Genomic DNA, 17057 nt, shown 5'->3' with positions numbered 1-17057 from the left:
TGAGCGTTTGCGCCTGTGTCCGTCAAGCCTTTTCAGCGGCCCGCCAACCCGGTGCCGCCCATCACGTTTCCCGAGAATTTGCCGGTGTCCAGCCGCCGGGAGGACATCGCCCAGGCGCTGCGTGAGCATCAAGTCATCATTGTTTGCGGTGAAACCGGCTCGGGCAAAACGACCCAGCTCCCCAAAATCGCCCTGGCATTGGGCCGGGGTCGGGGCGCCGGTGGCAAGGGGCTGATCGGCCACACGCAGCCGCGTCGTATTGCCGCCAGCTCGGTGGCCAAGCGCATTGCCGACGAGCTGAATTCGCCGCTGGGTGAGGTAGTGGGCTACAAAGTGCGCTTCCAAGATCGGCTGCAACCGGGGGCCAGCGTCAAGCTGATGACCGACGGCATTTTGCTGGCCGAAACGCAAACCGACCCGCTGCTCAAGGCTTATGACACCCTCATCATCGACGAGGCCCACGAGCGCAGCCTGAACATCGATTTCTTGCTGGGTTACCTGCGGCAGATCCTGCCGCGTCGGCCCGATCTGAAACTCATCGTCACCTCGGCGACGATTGACGCGGAGCGTTTTGCCAAACATTTCGCCAGCCCGAAGGGCGATGCGCCGGTGTTGATGGTGAGCGGGCGCACCTTCCCGGTGGAACAACGTTGGCGCCCGTTTGAGGATCTGAAGAAAGCTGGCGCTGGCAGCGAGGTCGATCAAAACGAGGCCATCGCCGATGCGGTGGATGAACTCTGGCGCAGCGGCCCTGGGGACATCCTGGTGTTTCTGCCCGGCGAGCGTGAAATCCGCGAAGCTGCCGATCACCTGCGCAAGCACCTGGCGCAGCAACACCGCAGCGGGCCGCAGCCGGACATCCTGCCGCTGTTCGCCCGCCTGAGCCAGCAAGAGCAAGACCGCGTGTTCGAGCCGGGCAACGGTCGGCGCGTGGTGCTGGCCACCAACGTGGCGGAAACCTCGCTCACGGTGCCGGGCATCCGCTACGTGATCGACACCGGCTTGGCGCGGGTCAAGCGCTACAGCTACCGCAACAAGGTCGAGCAGCTTCAGATTGAGGCCATCAGCCAAGCGGCGGCGAACCAGCGCGCCGGGCGTTGCGGTCGGGTGGCGAACGGCGTGTGCATTCGGCTCTATGACGAGAAAGATTACGCTGGCCGGCCACGTTTCACCGACCCGGAAATCCTGCGCAGCTCGCTGGCGGGGGTGATTCTGCGGATGAAGTCGCTGGGTCTGGGGTCGGTGGAAGACTTCCCCTTTCTCGAAGCGCCGCCCAGGAAAGCGATCGCCGACGGCTACGCGCTGCTGAACGAACTCGGCGCGGTGGACGATGAAAACCAGCTCACGCCCATGGGCCAGGAGCTGGCCAAACTGCCGCTGGACCCGCGTGTAGGGCGCATGATTTTGGAAGCGCGGGAGCGCCACAGCTTGAGCGAGGTGCTCATCATCGCCTCGGCCCTATCGGGGCAGGATGTGCGGGATCGGCCACTGGAAGCGCAGCAAGCGGCGGATGAAAAGCACAAGAAGTTCGACGACGAGCGTTCGGAGTTCATGGGCTATTTGAAGCTCTGGCACTGGATCGAGGAGGGGCGGGGGCATGGTGACGTGGCGGCGGCCCCCTCTTCCCGGCCCTCTCCCGCGAGGGGAGAGGGAGAAAAAGCGGCGGTGCATAAGTTGAGCAATCGGCAGCAAGAGCAGCGGCTGCGCGACAGCTTTGTCAACCCGCGCCGGGTACGCGAGTGGCGCGACATCCATTCGCAACTGCACACCGTGGTGGCCGAACATGGCTGGCGGCTGAACGAGGCGCCCGCCACCTACGAGCAGGTGCATTTGGCGATGCTGGCCGGTTTGTTGGGCAACGTGGGTTGCAAGAGCGACGACGAGGAGTGGTACCTCGGCGCACGCGGCATCAAGTTCTGGCGCCACCCGGGCGCGCACCTGAGCAAAAAGCCGGGCCGCTGGTTGGTGGCCGCTGAGTTGGTGGACACCACACGCCTGTTTGGCCGAGGGTTGGCCGGCATCGAACCGCAGTGGATCGTGCAGGTGGCGGGCCATCTGCTGAAAAAACAACTGCTGGAACCGCATTGGGAGAAGAAAGCCGCCGAGGTGATCGCGCTGGAGCGGGCGACGCTCTACGGCATCGTCATCTACAACAACCGGCGGGTGAACTTCGGCAATGTGGATGCCGCTGCCGCGCGCGAAATTTTCATCCGCGAAGCGCTGGTGAATGGTGAGTGGGACACGCGCCTGCCCTTCCTTGCGCACAACCGCAAGATGATTGCGCAGGTGGAGGAGCTGGAGCACAAGTCGCGCCGCCAAGATGTGCTGGTGGACGATGAGCTGATCTACGCCTACTACGACCAGCACGTCGGCACCGAGGTGGTGAGTGGGGCGACGTTTGAACGCTGGTATCGCCACGCGGGCAAGGCGAACCCCAAGCTGCTGCACCTCAGCCGCGAGGAGTTGATGCGCCACGAGGCGGCGGGCATCACCACGTCGGCGTTCCCGAAAACCATTCGTCTGGGCGGTGTGGACTGCGCCGCCAGCTACCTGCACCAACCCGGCGACGCCAAGGACGGCGTGACGGTGACAGTGCCCATCTACGCCCTCAACCAAGTGAGTGAGGAGCGTTGCGAGTGGCTGGTGCCGGGCATGTTGGAGGCCAAGGTGCTGGCGTTGGTGAAAAGTTTGCACCAGCGCCCGCGCTCGCGCTTGGTGCCGTTGCCGGACTATGCCGCCGAGTTTTGTGAGCTGGCGCCCTTCGGCCAAGGCAATTTGGTGGACATGCTGTTGAAGGCGGTGCGCGAGCGCACCCAGTTGGCGGTGCAGCGCAACGACTTCAAGCTGGAGCAAGTGCCGCAGCACTTGTTCATGAACTTCCGCGTGGTGGACGAGCACGGGCGCCAGCTTGGCATGGGGCGCCAGTTGGCGACCTTGAAGGCGGAGTTGGGCGGGTTGGCGCGTTCGGCGTTTCAGGCGTTGGCGGGGTTGAAGTTGGCGGAGGCGGGTGCCCCCTCTCCCCAGCCCTCCCCCACGGAGGGGGGAGGGAGCCAAGCCCAAGTTCAGGGGCGAGCCGGACAAGCTGGAAACCATGCCCAGCCGCAAAGAGGCGGCCCCACGCGCAGTCTTTCTCCCTCCCCCCTCGCGGGGGAGGGCCGGGGAGAGGGGGCATCCACCCCCACAACCCCCGCCACCTACACCACCTGGACGTTCGGCGCGCTGCCCGAGCTGATGGAAATCCGCAAAGCGGGCCAAACGCTGATCGGCTTTCCGGCGCTGATCGATGGCGGCACCCACGTTGAAATCGAAGTGTTCGACGAACCGGCGGTGGCTGCTGCCAAACACCGCCTGGGCCTGCGCCGCTTGGTGGCCTTGCAGATCAAAGAACCGCTGAAGTTCTTGGAAAAGAACATCCCCGATCTGACCAAGATGGGGGTGCTCTACATGCCGCTGGGTTCTGCTGAGGAGCTGAAGGCGCAGATCATCGAGCTGGCGCTGGACAAAGCGTTCTTGCAAGAGCCGCTGCCGCAAGACGCAGCGGCCTTTGCCAAGCGCATCGAAGAAGGCCGGGGCCGCCTGAACCTGATCGCGCAAGAGGTGGCGCGGCTGGCGGGCACGGTGCTCACCGAGTACGCCACCGCAGCGCGCAAGTTGAAGGACGCCAAGCCGCCCAAGGACGTGGCCGACGACATCACCGCCCAGCTCCAGCGCCTCATGCCCAAGCGCTTTTTGCTGGCCGCGCCGTGGGCGCAGTTGCAGCACTACGCCCGCTATCTCAAAGGCGTGGTGATGCGGCTCGACAAACTGCGCACCGACCCCGCCCGCGACACCCAACGCCTGGCCGAGCTGCGCCCGCTGGAGCAACGCCACCAGCGTCGTTTGGCCGAACTCAAGGGCCAAGCCGATGCACGCATGGACGACTTCCGCTGGCAATTGGAGGAGCTGCGCGTCAGCCTCTTTGCGCAAGAGTTGAGGACACCGCAGCCGGTGTCGGTCAAACGGCTGGAGAAAGTGTGGTCTCAGGTCGCGGGTTGAGCCACTTGAGCAGCGTGGCGTAGAGCACTTCCGGATCGACCGGTTTGCTCACGAAGTCATCCATGCCCGCATCCAAGCAAGCGGTGCGGTCTTCGGCAAAAGCGTTGGCCGTCATGGCCAAGATGGGCATGCGGCGGCCCTCCGGCAACGCCCGGATCGCCCGGGTCGCCGCCAATCCGTCCAGGATGGGCATCTGCATGTCCATCAGAATGAGGTCGTAAGCGGTGGAGCGGGCCTTGTCCAGCGCTTGTTGACCGTCTTCTGCCACTTCAACGTTCAACCCCAGCCCCTCAAGCAAAGCCAGGGCCACTTCGCGGTTGATCGGGTTGTCTTCGGCCAGCAGCAAGCGCGCTTGGCCGTGGTGCAAAGCCAGCTCGGCTGCCGCATCCAGCGCGGCTGGCCGAGCCAGGGCAGGCGTCAGCGCAGCTTGGGCTGGGGCCAACACCACATCGAACCAAAACACACTGCCTTGCCCCACGACACTGTGTGCGCCGGCTTCACCCCCCATCAAATGCGCCAAGCGACGGGTGATGGCCAAGCCCAACCCCGTGCCACCGTATTTGCGAGTAGTGGAAGCATCGGCTTGCTCAAAGGCTTGAAACAGCCGGTCAATTTGATCGCTGGCGATGCCGATGCCCGTGTCTTCCACCTCGAAGCGCACATGGCAGTGGGCCGCATCTTCTGCCCCTTCCCGTCGCCGCGCCCGCAGCACCACGCGGCCCTGTTCGGTGAACTTGATCGCGTTGCTGGCGAAGTTGAGCAACGCTTGGCGCAGACGAGTGGGGTCGCCACGCAGGTTGTCCGGCAGATTTTGGATGTCCACGTCCAGCGCCAGACCCTTGTCTTGCGCGGCGACGGCCACCAGTGCGCGGGTCTGTTCCAGCAGCTCCGCCAAGGAAAAATCGGTGTGCTCCAGTTGGATGCGCCCCGATTCGATTTTGGACAGATCCAGCACATCGTTCAGGATCGCCAGCAGGTGATAAGCCGCATCGTGGATTTTGCTGAGCCGGTCGAGTTGTTGCGGGGCCAGCGAGGTGTGCTGCAACAAGTGGGTCAGACCGATGATGGCATTCATCGGGGTGCGGATTTCGTGCGTCATGTTGGCCAAGAAGGCGCTCTTGGCTGCGTTGGCCGCCTCAGCGGCTTGTTTCGCTTCCTCCAACTCGGCGGTGCGGGTCTTGACCAAGTCCTCCAAATGATGGCGGTGCCGTTGCAACTCCTGGCCCATGCGCTGCTGATCCTCCAACACACTCAGCGAGGTTTGGCGCATGCGGTCGGACTGGGCCAATAGCGCCGCCGATTCGGCCTGTGCTTGGCGCAAAGACGCTTCAATCTGGCGTCGCTCTGTGACATCACGGGCAAACCCCACGGTGCCGATCACCGCGCCATCCAGCGTCACCGGTGAGCGGTAGATCTCCAACCAGCGCGTCGCATCGAAAGGATGGGGCTCCTCGACGGTGCGGGCTTGGCCGGTGCGCAGCACCGCTTCATCGCTGTTGCGGTAGTGCTCGGCACAATCGGCAGGCCAGACGTCCGTGTCCGAGCGTCCGATGAGGGCTTCCGGTGAGGTGGCGCCGCACAGTTCCGCCAGGGGATGATTGACCGCCAGCAAGCGATGTTCGGTGTCCTTGAGCCAGACGTAAAACGGGAAGTTGTCCAGCAAAGCGCGCTGGTAGCGGTCACGGCGCTTGAGTTCTTGCGTCAGATCGTGCCGCCAAGTGATGTCGTGTCCAACGCCCAACACACCGATGAGCCGACCTTCGCGGTCGTGCATGGGGGTTTTTGTCGTTTCGAGCAGTACACGCGAGCCGTCGGCATAGTTCACCCATTCCTCGTTGCGTGTGGGCGCATGACGTTCGATGGCCAGCAAATCACGGTCACGGAAAAACTGAGCCAGCTCTGGATCGACGAAGTCGAAGTCGGTTTTGCCAACGATGAGCTGCTCGGGGGCGCCGAAGAAACGTTCGAATGCGGGGTTGCACATCAGGTAACCCCCATCGCCATCTTTGAGCCAGACCAAGTCGGGTACGGTTTGGATCAGGGTTTTGAACAAGTCGTGCTCACGCGCCAGCTCGCGTGTGCGCTGTTGGACGCGCTGCTCCAGTTCGTTGTGGGTTTCGGCCACCTGGGCAGCCATGTCATCGAAAGCACGTGCGAGGGTCAAAAATTCATCGCAGCTTTGTGGGGGCATGTCGATGGCGCAACCGTGCTGGCCGGCACCCAACTGGCGTGCCGCTTGCGTCAGGACGGCCAACGGCTGCGTCACCCGCCGGGCGCTCAAGGACGATAGCAAGTAGGTCAGCAGGGCCAACACACCGGCGGAAGCCATGAGCAAGCGGTCGGTGTCGTGCCGAATCCCGCCGAGCATCTCGTGGATGTGCTGGTAAACCACCAGCCGCAACCCCTGGTCTGCCGACACGGGAATGTGCCGGTACACCGCGATCACCTCGTTGGCTGGCGTTGGCAAGCGCGTGAGTGTGCCGTCAAAACCGTTGCTGACTTGCAGCAAGGCACGCAGCACCGGCTCCGGCGTTCCGCGCACATCGGACACCGCTCCCACCAGCGCCGAACCCCCTCCCACGGTCAACACCGTGTGTGCAGTTCCCACCGCAGGTTGCCAAGGGGCGATGGAACCCTCCTCCAGCAAAGTGCCCAACTCCAGCACGGCCACCATCACCGCCAGCGTCACGCCTTGGTCGTTGTGGATCGGGCGGGCGATGGCCAGCCAAGGCTGGGCGGCTGGGCTGGGCAACAGTTCGAGCCACTCCGGCAGGCCGTTCTGCGTGATGCGCTCCAACCACTGAGGCGAGAGCGCCGGTGCGGTGCCCGTTTCGGCAGGGTTGCTGTCGTGGATGCGGCCAGTGCTTGGATCCACCAGCAGCAGGCGCTGGAATTGGTCGGGATAAGCGCGGCTGAGTTGCCCAAACAGCCGCTCCAATGTCTGGGGAACGCGAGTGGGGGTTTGTTCCAGGGCTTGGCGCAAGGCTGCATCCTGTGCGGCGATCTGGACGTCGCCACGCTTGGCGCGCAACACGCGCTTCAGGGCGGCTGCATGCAGATCGGCTTGCTGCTCAAGCAAGGCCGTGCTGGCGTTGAGATCCCGCTGACTGGCGCCTGTCCAATCCAGGCCGGGCAGGCCGAAGTACCACACGGCAATGAGGCTGCCGAGCGCCAAGCTCAGCAAAACGGCAAATTGCTGGGTGATGAGACTGGAAAAAGACGGCGAAGAAGAAGTGCGGGCCATGCAAAAGCGGCAGAAGGCTACTCGCGGTAGTTAAAAACGTGGGTCTGGTACTGCCGTGACTGCGTCAACACCTTGGACAGCCCATCGTAGCCAAAAGCCCGTTCGACTTGACCCCATCGAGCTTGGGAGGGCAGTTTGCCCAAACGGGCTAAAAACTCGAATTCCTGCCGCAAAGGCGATTGGGCGTCGGGCGGCGACACCCAGGGCGCAGCGGGCACATCCAGCAGATCGCGCTCCACGATGGCGGTCAATTGGCGCAACGGCAACGCCAGCGCACGACCGGAAAATGACGTGGCTTCATCATTGGCCCAACGCACCGCTTTGTCCAAATTCAAGCGCGACAGACGCATCCACTGGATGGCCCGCACAAAACTGGCGATCAGAGCCAAGCTGATCTCAGGATGTTCTTGAGTGAAGAAGTGGTTGATCACCAAGTAGTCGGTGGTGGAGCCTCGGAAAATCACCCGATGGGCGCGGTGGCGCATCAAAGCCAGTGAAGAAGCGGGCTCCCAGGCGGCAAATGCGTCGATGTCGTTGCGCTCCAGGGCTTCGACCATTTGATCCACCGCCAGCGGCACCAGCGTGATCTGCGACTCTTGCAGGCCCGCCAAGTTGAGTGCTTGGAGCAAGGTGTAGTGTGCGCTGGAGGCTTCCACATAGCCCACCCGCTTGTCGCGCAAGTCCTCAATGCGTTCCAACCCGCGCCCGACAATGGCCGTGCTGGTCTGCTTGACCAAGCCCACGATGGCAGCCTCACCCAATGCTGCGGCCACCAACGTGGGCATGTCCCCCAAGAAAGCGGCGCTCAACTGGCGCAGGGACAACAGGGGCAGCATGTCGGAGCCCTTGCCGAAAGGGCGGTGGCTGAGGCGCCACTGGGTGCGCGCCAACGTCTGTTGCAGCACTTGGTCGCGCTGAATGAGGGCACTGATGGCGCTGCATGGCATGCCCAGCGGCTGGGTTCCCAACACCAAGGTGTGCCCTGACGGGGCCGAGGCCGCCCGCAGGCCAACCGGCCCGAGCATTCCCCCGACCAACAGCGCTTGCACGCACTGGCGCCGTGGCAGGCTGGGCAATGGGCCGTCTGTCATGGTGCCGCCACCGGTGCCATCGGGAGGCTCACGCTCCGATAACGGGGGGGCAGCCCGTACTCTGCCAACAGCGCGTTGACCTCACGTTTCAGGTCGAGCACGCGATCCTCCCGATCCAGCATCACGGCTTGCCAGCGGCGCAGCTCATGCAGTTGCTCGCGCAGCGTTTCTTCGGCTTGGCGACGTTCGGTCATGTCCATGATGGTGATCAGCAGGTCTTGACCCAGCGTGATGCCACCGATTTCCAAAATGCGCACCGAACCATCCTTGCAAGTGACGTGGTACTCCCCCGGGACGATGGGCCCGCCGGTCAGGTGGGCATGGGCCACACGCTGTTGCCAGATGCGCAGGGTGGCTTCCCGGTAGGCGGGGTCAGGGTAGGCCCGGGCCAACCAAGTGGCCAGGTTCGGCGTGTCGCTCAGGGTGTAACCGAGCAGCGCGGTGAACTGCTGGTTGATGTACACCGCCTCTTGTTGAGCGTTGACATGGCACAGCGGAATGGGCAGGTGTTCCACAAAATCCCGAAAACGCTGCTCGCTGGCGCTGACTTGCCGGGCCAAATACTGGTGGCCTTCCTCCAGCAACACGGCGCTCAGGCGTTCCAGCATGCGATGCTGGCTCAACACCCCCGCAAACAGCCCTTGTTCATCCACGACAACCAAATGGCGCAAATTGGTTTCAATCAAGCGCCGCGCCGCATCGACCACGGGCAGTTGTGTGGGGATGGACACCAACGGGTGGCTCATCACTTCGCCGGTGGTGATGCGGGCAATGTCCACATGCTCAACCATAAAGCGCGGCACGTCCCGCTCCGTGATGATGCCTTCGGCGCGATTGGCCCGACCAATCACCAAGTGATCCAAGCGCCGCGAGGACATGATCTCCAGCGCACGAATCAGGGGCACATCGGGGGCGAGCAAGGTGCTGCTGGCGTCGGTGATGGCGCTCAAATGCTCAATGCTCTGGAACAGCAAGTAGCTGATGTGGCGCCGAAAGTCGGTTTCCGTGACGATGCCGAACAGCAAACCGTTCTCATCCACCAGCACCAGGTGGCGCACATTGCGGTTGCTGAGCATGTTTTGCGCGGTGGCAAAGGGCAAGTCGTGGTGGGCGGTCACCAGCGGGGCGCTCATGACGGCCCGAACGGTGCGTTGTTCGTCGTAGCCCGCACACAGCAGGCGCAGCAAGTCACGCTCGGTGACGATGCCGATGGGGCGACGTCCTTCGACCACCACCACGCAAGAGTGTTTTTCGCGCGAAAAGCTTTCAACCAGCTCCCGCAGCGAAACTTCAGCGGTGATGGTGTGAACCGCCGTGCTGGCGATTTGCCCGACTTTCAGGTGAACAGAGGTGCGCATGCCGGCATTGTCCAGCCGGTTGTTACTGAGTGTTTCTCAGGATTGTTGCGGATTTAAGTCGGTGCAAGGTATCAGCGCAGCACCGTCAATACCCGTTCCATGCCGCCGGATGCGATCGACACCTGGGCTTGTTCACGCACTTTGGGCTTGGCATGGAAGGCCACGGACAGGCCGGCCACCTGCATCATGGGCAGGTCGTTGGCCCCATCGCCGACCGCGATGGCTTGGGACGGGTCGATGCCCATCAGCTCGCACACCTCCAGCACCACGCGGCGTTTTTCGGCACCATCGACGATGTCCCCCCACGGGCGATCCACCAAGCGGCCGGTGAGGTGGCCGTCTTCGATTTCCAGCACGTTGGCGCGGGCGAAGTCCAAACCCAGGCGCTGCTTCACACGATCGCTGAAAAAGGTGAACCCGCCCGACACCAGCAAGGTTTTCAGCCCCGCGTTGCGGCAAGCGGCCACGAAGGTGTCCACACCGGGGTTGATGTGCAGGCGGTCGGTGTAAACCTGTTCCATGGCGCTGACCGGCACGCCAGCCAGCAAGGCGACGCGGCGGCGCAAGCTGTCCTTGAAGTCGGTGATCTCGCCGCGCATGGCAGCTTCGGTGATGGCGGCCACTTCGGCTTTGCGGCCAGCGGCCTCGGCGATTTCGTCCACACACTCGATGTTGATGAGGGTGGAGTCCATGTCAAAGGCGACGAGTTTGTAGTCGCCCAGCGCACGCGGCGGGGTGAAGTCGCGCACGAACAGTCCGGGGGCAAATTCGGTGACGGGCATGGTGAGCAGGGGTCAGTCAGGGGTGTGATGTTAACTGGCCCGCTTGGTGCATGAGTCAGGCCCGGTTATTGCTTGATTTTTCGCGCCGGTATCGTGTGGATGCCGGTTGCACTTGATGGCCTCCGCTAACGACGGCGGATCGCAGCCTCTCCCCCTCAACCCACCGCTGGTTGAGCCGGCTGCGCAGCCCTTCTCCCCCCACTTTGGCGAATCGCGCACCACAACGGTGCGGTGTTGCCACGTCTTTCCCCCCAGGAGCCCACATGAAGATCGTCGTCGTCGGCCACGGCATGGTTGGCCATAAATTCCTCGAAAGCCTCGCTGAAGCCGGGCTGCCCCAAGCCGAAGTCACCGTGCTGTGCGAGGAACCTCGCCCGGCCTATGACCGGGTTCACCTCTCTGAATTCTTCGCGGGAAAAACGGCTGAAGACCTGTCGCTGGTCGCGCCGGGTTTCTTTGAGCAAACCGGCTACAGCCTGCGTCTGGCTGCCAAGGCTGCCAGCATCGAGCGCCGCAACAAAACCGTGCAGACTGCCGAAGGCGAGGTGCTGCCCTACGACAAGCTGGTGCTGGCCACCGGCTCTTATCCGTTTGTGCCGGGCGTGCCGGGCAAGGAGCGTCCGAACTGCTTCGTGTACCGCACCATCGAGGATCTGGAAGCCATGAAAGCCGCTGGCGCCAAGAGCAAAAGCGGTGTGGTGGTGGGCGGCGGCCTGCTGGGGCTGGAATGCGCCAAGGCGCTGCGCGATCTGGGCTTGGAAACCCATGTGGTGGAGTTCGCACCGCGCCTGATGGCCGTGCAGGTGGACGAAGGCGGCGGCAAGGTGCTGCGCACCAAAATCGAAGAATTGGGCGTGAAAGTTCACACCCAGCGCAACACCGTGGAAATTGTCGATGGCGCCACCGCCCGCCACCGCATGGTGTTCACCGACGGCACCTGGCTGGAAACCGACATGATTGTGTTCTCCGCCGGCATCCGCCCGCGTGACGAACTGGCGCGCCAAAGCCTGCTGCCCGTGGGCGCACGCGGTGGCGTGGCCATCGACAGCGCTTGCCGCACCGCCGACCATGATATTTACGCCATCGGCGAATGCGCCGCTTGGAACGACCAGACCTTCGGTCTGGTGGCGCCTGGTTATGACATGGCCCGCGTCGTCGCCAAGCAACTGGCCGGTGACACGTCCGCCGCCTTCGCGGGCGCGGACATGAGCACCAAGCTGAAGCTCATGGGCGTGGACGTGGCCAGCATCGGCGACGCCCACGGCAAAACGCCTGGCTGCCGCTCCTACCAGTACGTCGATGAGTGCAAGCAGATCTACAAAAAGATCGTGGTGAGCGCCGATGGCAAGCAACTGCTGGGCGCCGTGCTGGTGGGCGACGCCGCCGAATACGGCACCCTGCTGCAAATGGCGCTGAACGGCATTACCCTGCCGGCGGATCCGGAATTCCTCATCCTGCCCAGCAGCGACGGCAAAGCCAAACCCGGCCTCGGCCCGGACGCGCTGCCGGACTCGGCGCAAATCTGCTCCTGCAACAGCGTCACCAAGGGCATGATCGCCGCCGTGGTGGGCGAGGGCGCCACCACCATCGCCGAGATCAAGAGCTGCACCAAGGCCGGTGCCACCTGCGGCGGCTGCGTGCCACTCGTCACCCAGGTGATGAAGGCGGAGATGAAAAAGCGCGGCATGGCGGTGAACAACCACCTGTGTGAACACTTCGCCTACTCGCGCCAAGAGCTGTACCACCTGATCCGTGTCGGCCAGATCAAGAGTTTTGAAGAGCTGCTGGCCAAGCACGGCAAGGGTTTGGGTTGTGACATCTGCAAGCCGGCCGCCGCCAGCGTGCTGGCCTCGGTGTGGAACGAGTTCGTGCTCAAGCCCGAACTGGCCGCGCTGCAAGACTCGAACGATTACTTCTTGGGCAACATCCAGAAGGATGGCACTTACTCGGTGGTGCCCCGGATGCCGGGCGGTGAAGTCACCCCCGATGGCCTGATCGCCGTGGGCACGGTGGCCAAGAAGTACGGCCTTTACACCAAGGTGACGGGCGGGGCGCGGGTGGACATGTTCGGCGCCCGGCTGGAACAACTGCCGCTGATCTGGGAAGAGCTGATCGCCGCCGGGTTTGAGTCCGGCCACGCTTACGGCAAGTCGCTGCGCACGGTGAAATCCTGCGTCGGTTCGACCTGGTGCCGTTATGGCGTGGACGATTCGGTGGGTTTGGCCGTCGAGTTGGAGAACCGCTACAAGGGCCTGCGTGCGCCGCACAAAATCAAGTTTGGCGTTTCAGGCTGCACCCGCGAGTGCGCCGAAGCCCAGGGCAAGGACGTGGGGGTGATCGCCACCGACAAGGGCTGGAACCTCTACGTTTGCGGCAACGGCGGCATGAAACCGCGCCACGCCGAGCTGATCGCCTCCGATCTGAAGAAGGACGAGCTGATCCGCCTGATCGACCGCTTCCTGATGTTCTACGTCCGCACCGCCGACCGCCTGCAACGCACCAGCACCTGGCGCGAAAACTTGGAGGGCGGCCTCGACTACCTGAAGGACGTGCTCATCGCCGACAAGTTGGGCCTGGGCGCCGAACTCGAAGCGCAGATGCAGCACGTGGTGGCCACCTACCAGTGCGAATGGAAAACCGCCGTGACGACGCCGGAAGTGCGCCAACGCTTCAGCACCTTCGTCAACAGCGAGGCCAAGGACGAGCGCGTGATGTTTGTGCAAGAGCGCGGCCAAATCCGTCCGGCCCGCCCTGAAGAGCGCGCCACCGCCTCCGAAGCTTGATTTTGGGATATACGCAAAGGTTGGAACACGATCATGAGCACTGCAACTGAAACTTGGGTGGCCGTTTGCCAAGTGGCCGACATCCTGCCGAACACCGGCGTGTGTGCGCTGGTGGACGGGCGGCATGTGGCGATCTTCCGCGTCGGCGCCGAGGCGTTCTACGCCATTGACAACATTGACCCGAAATCCGGCGCCAGCGTGCTGTCGCGTGGCTTGGTGGGGAACTTGGGCGAGCGTGTGGTGGTGGCCTCGCCGCTCTACAAGAACCACTTCGATCTGAAGACGGGCGAGTGCCTGGAGCTGCCAGCGTGCTCGGTGGGTGTGCATCCGGTGAAGGTGGAAGGCTCGCAGGTGCTGGTGAGCGTCTGAAGTACCAAGCCGGGGGCAGATGCCCCGGGCTGAGCTGAAAAAACGGCCCGCCGGGGGGGGACTCGGTGGGTCGTTGTATTGGGATGCACACAAAGTTTGTTTGGTAGCATTGGCAATACCATGCTCAGTCCGCCAAAGAAAATTGTCATCGATACCAATGTGTTGGTTGCGGCGCTGCGCTCGCGGTCGGGCTGGTCGTTTGAACTGCTGCGGCAAGTGGGTGGAGACCGGTTTCAGCATGTGCTGACCGTGCCGCTGGTGATGGAGTACGAAGACGTGCAGTTGCGTCCGGGGCTGGTGCCACTGCCCGAAGCGGCGGTGCATGACGTGCTGGATTACCTGTGTGCCACGGCCATTCGTCAGCCCGTGCACTTTCTGTGGCGGCCCCGCCTGCCGGATGTGAAAGACGACATGGTGTTGGAAGCGGCCGTGAACGGCCAATGTGCCTGCATCGTCACCTGGAACGTGCGGGATTTTGCGGTGGCTTCGGAGTTTGGCCTTCAGGTGCTGGATCCGAAAACCTTTTTGAACCCTTCGCAAGGAGGTTGGTTATGAGCGCTTTGAGCATTCGTCTGCCCGAATCTCTGCACCGCAACGCCAAAATTTATGCGGCGCAGGAAGGCATTTCGGTGAATCAATTGGTCAGCATGGCTTTGGCTGAAAAGCTCTCGGCGCTGGCCACACAGGATTACCTGGAGCAGCGCGCTGCACGGGCCAGCCGCAGCAAGTTTGAGGCGGCGCTGGAGCTGGTGCCCGAGGTGGTGCCGGATGATGTGCTGGATCGCAAGTAAACCCCAGCGCTCTTCATGCCGTGGGCGTGGTGTGCGCCGAGCATCACCATGACTTCTCCCCAGATTTTGTTGTTTGCCTGGAGCACGCCCCGGTCAAGCCTTGCCCGCCGGGGCGGCCCGCTTGGGCGCCCGCTGGCGCGACGCGGCTGCTTCAGCCCGCTGCATCGCCCAAGTTCAGGGGCGCGCGCTTGGCGTGGCCGAAGCGGCACTGGTGGAGGCGTCCCCTGCATCGGCCTGTGTGCGCCCAGCATGGGCGTGAGCTTATGGGGTGGAAGTCCCCTGTGGGAGTACCGGCCTGGACGCGAAGAGCGAGCAGGACAACCACGAGTCGAGGGCAAGGGCGTCGCTGCGAGGCGGGGTCTGGAGGAAGCCGTAGACAAGAGGTGCGAGGCGACGGACAGAAACCACATAGAGGAGGCCTAGGACGCCAGACGAGCCGCACTGGATGGCGAAGTCTGATGGTACAGCGTCTAGGGTAGATGTGGCGCTTGTGCATCGACAGTTCACGTTCTTACCTGGGGAGATCTGCACCACGGGCGGTGGGCAAGGAGTGAGCAAATTCCTGGATGGGATGACACCGGGTCACCAACGTCCAAGCGCTGCGAGGGCTGCCCCTTGCATGTCGAAAAAGCTGGCAGCGACTCACGAGGAGCGCACAGCGCACGGCGTGGCAACACGAGGTGTGATGGAGCAGAAGTCGCAGAGGCTACCGCTTGGGCAAGCTCAGGGAGTACGTGCGAGGGTGGATGCAGTACTTTGGGATCAGCCAGTATTGGAGGTCTGTGCCGGGGCTAGACGAATGGATCAGAAGGCGGATGCGATCGGTCTACTGGAAACGGTGGAAGGGGAGCAGGACGAAGATCCGGGAGTTGTTGAGGCTAGGCGTGAATAGACGCATGGCCTTTAGGCACGGACTGAGTGGCAAGGGGAATTGGCGCATGGCCAGGAGTCCGGGGTTGCGAATCGCGTTGACAAACGAGAGGTTGCACGAGACGGGCCTGGTGAGCGTGGTGGCCCTGTGGAAGAAGGCTCAGGGGTACGCTTGAGCGGAGAGGTGAAGCGAGCTTCGTCGAGCGAGCCGACTTGTTGAACCGCCCACTGCGGACCCGCATGGTGGGTGGTGTGGGAGCTGGGGGCTAAAGACCCCCGGCTACCCGATTATACCTTGCAGACCATTTTGTATTTACAGATTCAGTTCTAGGCGCACTTTACGTGCCGCCGGAAAAATCTCTGAGCGCTTTCCATGTCCTGGAAAAGATCGCACTTCAACGCGGACGAAGCCGGCATTTGACAACACTTTTACGTCTTTGCTGACTGTTCCTCGATCTCGTTGCAAGGCATCAGCCAGAGTTGCAATTGATTCAAAATGTCCTTTTTCTTTCAAAGTTTCAACTAAGCGCGCTCGTTGTGGGGTTACGACGGCTAGCAGGGCACTTAAAGACTCAAAGCTTACGGTTGTTATCGGCGCCGTTCGTTGCCCAATCTTTCTGTCATTAATATTTTTTCGAACACTATCGAAAAAATCGTCCTCGCTTTGCGCACCTACAAATTCAGGCATTCCTAATTCTTCAGTAAATATTTTTGATTCATCAACTTGGTTCGCTGGCTTTTGTTTTGTACTCACAATTAATACCTCTTTCCGTAAGCTTTCTTGAAAACACCTAGCTCTGTTTGAAACCTATCAAGAAGATTGTCAAATCCTTGATAAGTGTCATTGTGAATTACCTCGCCGAAGTGATGCTCATGATGAAGCGTAGGAAATCCTGGATATAGGTGAGCATTATCAAAACCAAGAACTCGCCCGTTGTCAACTGTGCATATATTTGTGTTTACGTAAGCTAAGTTATAACTGGTGACTTCTTCGGTTTTTTCATCAATCCAAGTTTCCACTCGAATTACGCCGCCGCCTTTTGTCACATGCCGCTGGTCAATGTCTTTTACTGGCTTCACAGACGTAAATTTTTACACCACGTCTGCAAGTTGTCAATATTGTATTTTCTTGTATTTCGTTGGTAAATTTGCCAAATTGTTGAAAGGTATAACGTAAAGGTAAACTGCGTCGCACAAACCCACAGCGAAGCGCCGGGTTTGTGTGACGTCAGTTTGACCGCCCTGTGTGCGCCCAGCATGGGCGTGAGCTTATGGGGTGGAAGTCCCCTGTGGGAGTACCGGCCTGGACGCGAAGAGCGAGCAGGACAACCACGAGTCGAAGGCAAGGGCGTCGCTGCGAGGCGGGGTCTGGAGGAAGCCGTAGACAAGAGGTGCGAGGCGACGAACAGAAACCACATAGAGGAGGCCTAGGACGCCAGACGAGCCGGCACTGGATGGCGAAGTCTGATGGTACAGCGTCTAGGGTAGATGTGGCGCTTGTGCATCGACAGTTCACGTTCTTACCTGGGGAGATCTGCACCACGGGCGGTGGGCAAGGAGTGAGCAAATTCCCGGATGGGATGACACCGGGTCACCAACGTCCAAGCGCTGCGAGGGCTGCCCCTTGCATGTCGAAGAAAAAGGCAGCGGCTCACAACGTGCTCACAGCGCGGCGGGTGGAAACATCCGACGTGATGGTGCAGAAGTCAGCAGAGGCCATAGTAGTGAACCGTA

General features: G+C 62.0%; 13 protein-coding genes. 7 read left to right on the top strand and 6 right to left on the bottom strand.

What is annotated here, in order from left to right; translation table 11 throughout:
- Positions 1-15: 15 nt before the first annotated feature.
- On the top strand, positions 16-4035 hold the full coding sequence (hrpA, locus tag VITFI_RS11255) for an ATP-dependent RNA helicase HrpA (protein WP_089417037.1): 4020 nt from the start codon (positions 16-18) through the stop codon (positions 4033-4035).
- On the opposite strand, the gene VITFI_RS11250 is transcribed toward hrpA, so the two are convergent.
- From VITFI_RS11250 to serB, 4 genes are all read right to left on the bottom strand, one after another.
- On the bottom strand, positions 3995-7279 hold the full coding sequence (locus VITFI_RS11250; RefSeq protein ID WP_089417036.1) for a PAS domain-containing protein: 3285 nt from the start codon (positions 7277-7279) through the stop codon (positions 3995-3997). The two genes, hrpA and VITFI_RS11250, sit on opposite strands and share 41 nt — an antisense overlap.
- A gap of 17 nt (positions 7280-7296) precedes the next feature.
- Complete coding sequence (locus VITFI_RS11245) at positions 7297-8370, bottom strand: ABC transporter substrate-binding protein (protein WP_089417035.1); 1074 nt, start codon at positions 8368-8370, stop codon at positions 7297-7299.
- Positions 8367-9728: a CBS domain-containing protein gene (locus VITFI_RS11240; RefSeq protein WP_089417034.1), complete on the bottom strand. Its 1362-nt coding sequence runs from the start codon at positions 9726-9728 to the stop codon at positions 8367-8369. The genes VITFI_RS11245 and VITFI_RS11240 overlap by 4 nt, the downstream gene beginning before the upstream one ends.
- 71 nt (positions 9729-9799) lie before the next feature.
- Positions 9800-10510 carry a phosphoserine phosphatase SerB gene (serB, locus tag VITFI_RS11235; protein WP_089417033.1) on the bottom strand — a complete coding sequence of 237 codons (711 nt, stop codon included), beginning with the start codon at positions 10508-10510 and terminating at the stop codon, positions 9800-9802.
- A 263-nt stretch (positions 10511-10773) separates the two neighbouring features.
- Between serB and nirB the strand changes: the two genes are divergently transcribed.
- The 6 genes from nirB to VITFI_RS18925 all read left to right on the top strand — a co-directional run bounded on the left by nirB (position 10774) and on the right by VITFI_RS18925 (position 15499).
- Positions 10774-13293, top strand: coding sequence for a nitrite reductase large subunit NirB (nirB, locus tag VITFI_RS11230; protein WP_089417032.1), 2520 nt, complete (start codon positions 10774-10776; stop codon positions 13291-13293).
- Positions 13294-13326: 33 nt separating this feature from the next.
- Positions 13327-13662, top strand: coding sequence for a nitrite reductase small subunit NirD (gene nirD / locus VITFI_RS11225; protein ID WP_089417031.1), 336 nt, complete (start codon positions 13327-13329; stop codon positions 13660-13662).
- A 120-nt stretch (positions 13663-13782) separates the two neighbouring features.
- Positions 13783-14217 carry a PIN domain-containing protein gene (locus VITFI_RS11220; RefSeq protein WP_089417030.1) on the top strand — a complete coding sequence of 145 codons (435 nt, stop codon included), beginning with the start codon at positions 13783-13785 and terminating at the stop codon, positions 14215-14217.
- Positions 14214-14453 carry a toxin-antitoxin system HicB family antitoxin gene (locus tag VITFI_RS11215; RefSeq protein WP_089417029.1) on the top strand — a complete coding sequence of 80 codons (240 nt, stop codon included), beginning with the start codon at positions 14214-14216 and terminating at the stop codon, positions 14451-14453. Before VITFI_RS11220 ends, VITFI_RS11215 begins: the two co-directional genes overlap by 4 nt.
- Before the next feature lie 73 nt (positions 14454-14526).
- On the top strand, positions 14527-14712 hold the full coding sequence (locus VITFI_RS17965; RefSeq protein WP_157725661.1) for a hypothetical protein: 186 nt from the start codon (positions 14527-14529) through the stop codon (positions 14710-14712).
- Between the two features lie 454 nt (positions 14713-15166).
- Complete coding sequence (locus VITFI_RS18925) at positions 15167-15499, top strand: group II intron maturase-specific domain-containing protein (RefSeq protein WP_198301434.1); 333 nt, start codon at positions 15167-15169, stop codon at positions 15497-15499.
- Positions 15500-15636: 137 nt separating this feature from the next.
- Here VITFI_RS18925 and VITFI_RS11205 read toward each other — a convergent pair whose 3' ends face one another.
- Both VITFI_RS11205 and VITFI_RS18455 read right to left on the bottom strand, forming a co-directional pair.
- Entirely contained in the window at positions 15637-16077 is a 441-nt protein-coding gene (locus VITFI_RS11205) for an HVO_A0114 family putative DNA-binding protein (protein WP_157725660.1), read from the bottom strand.
- A 2-nt stretch (positions 16078-16079) separates the two neighbouring features.
- A complete protein-coding gene (locus tag VITFI_RS18455) occupies positions 16080-16403 on the bottom strand; it encodes a toxin-antitoxin system TumE family protein (RefSeq protein WP_089417027.1) in 324 nt (107 codons plus the stop codon).
- Positions 16404-17057 lie beyond the last annotated feature (654 nt).

The organism is Vitreoscilla filiformis (assembly GCF_002222655.1).
In the GTDB taxonomy this organism is placed as follows: Bacteria; Pseudomonadota; Gammaproteobacteria; order Burkholderiales; family Burkholderiaceae_C; genus Ideonella; species Ideonella filiformis.
The sequence above is the reverse complement of the archived record's forward strand: the minus strand, read 5'-3'. Positions and strand labels throughout refer to the sequence as shown.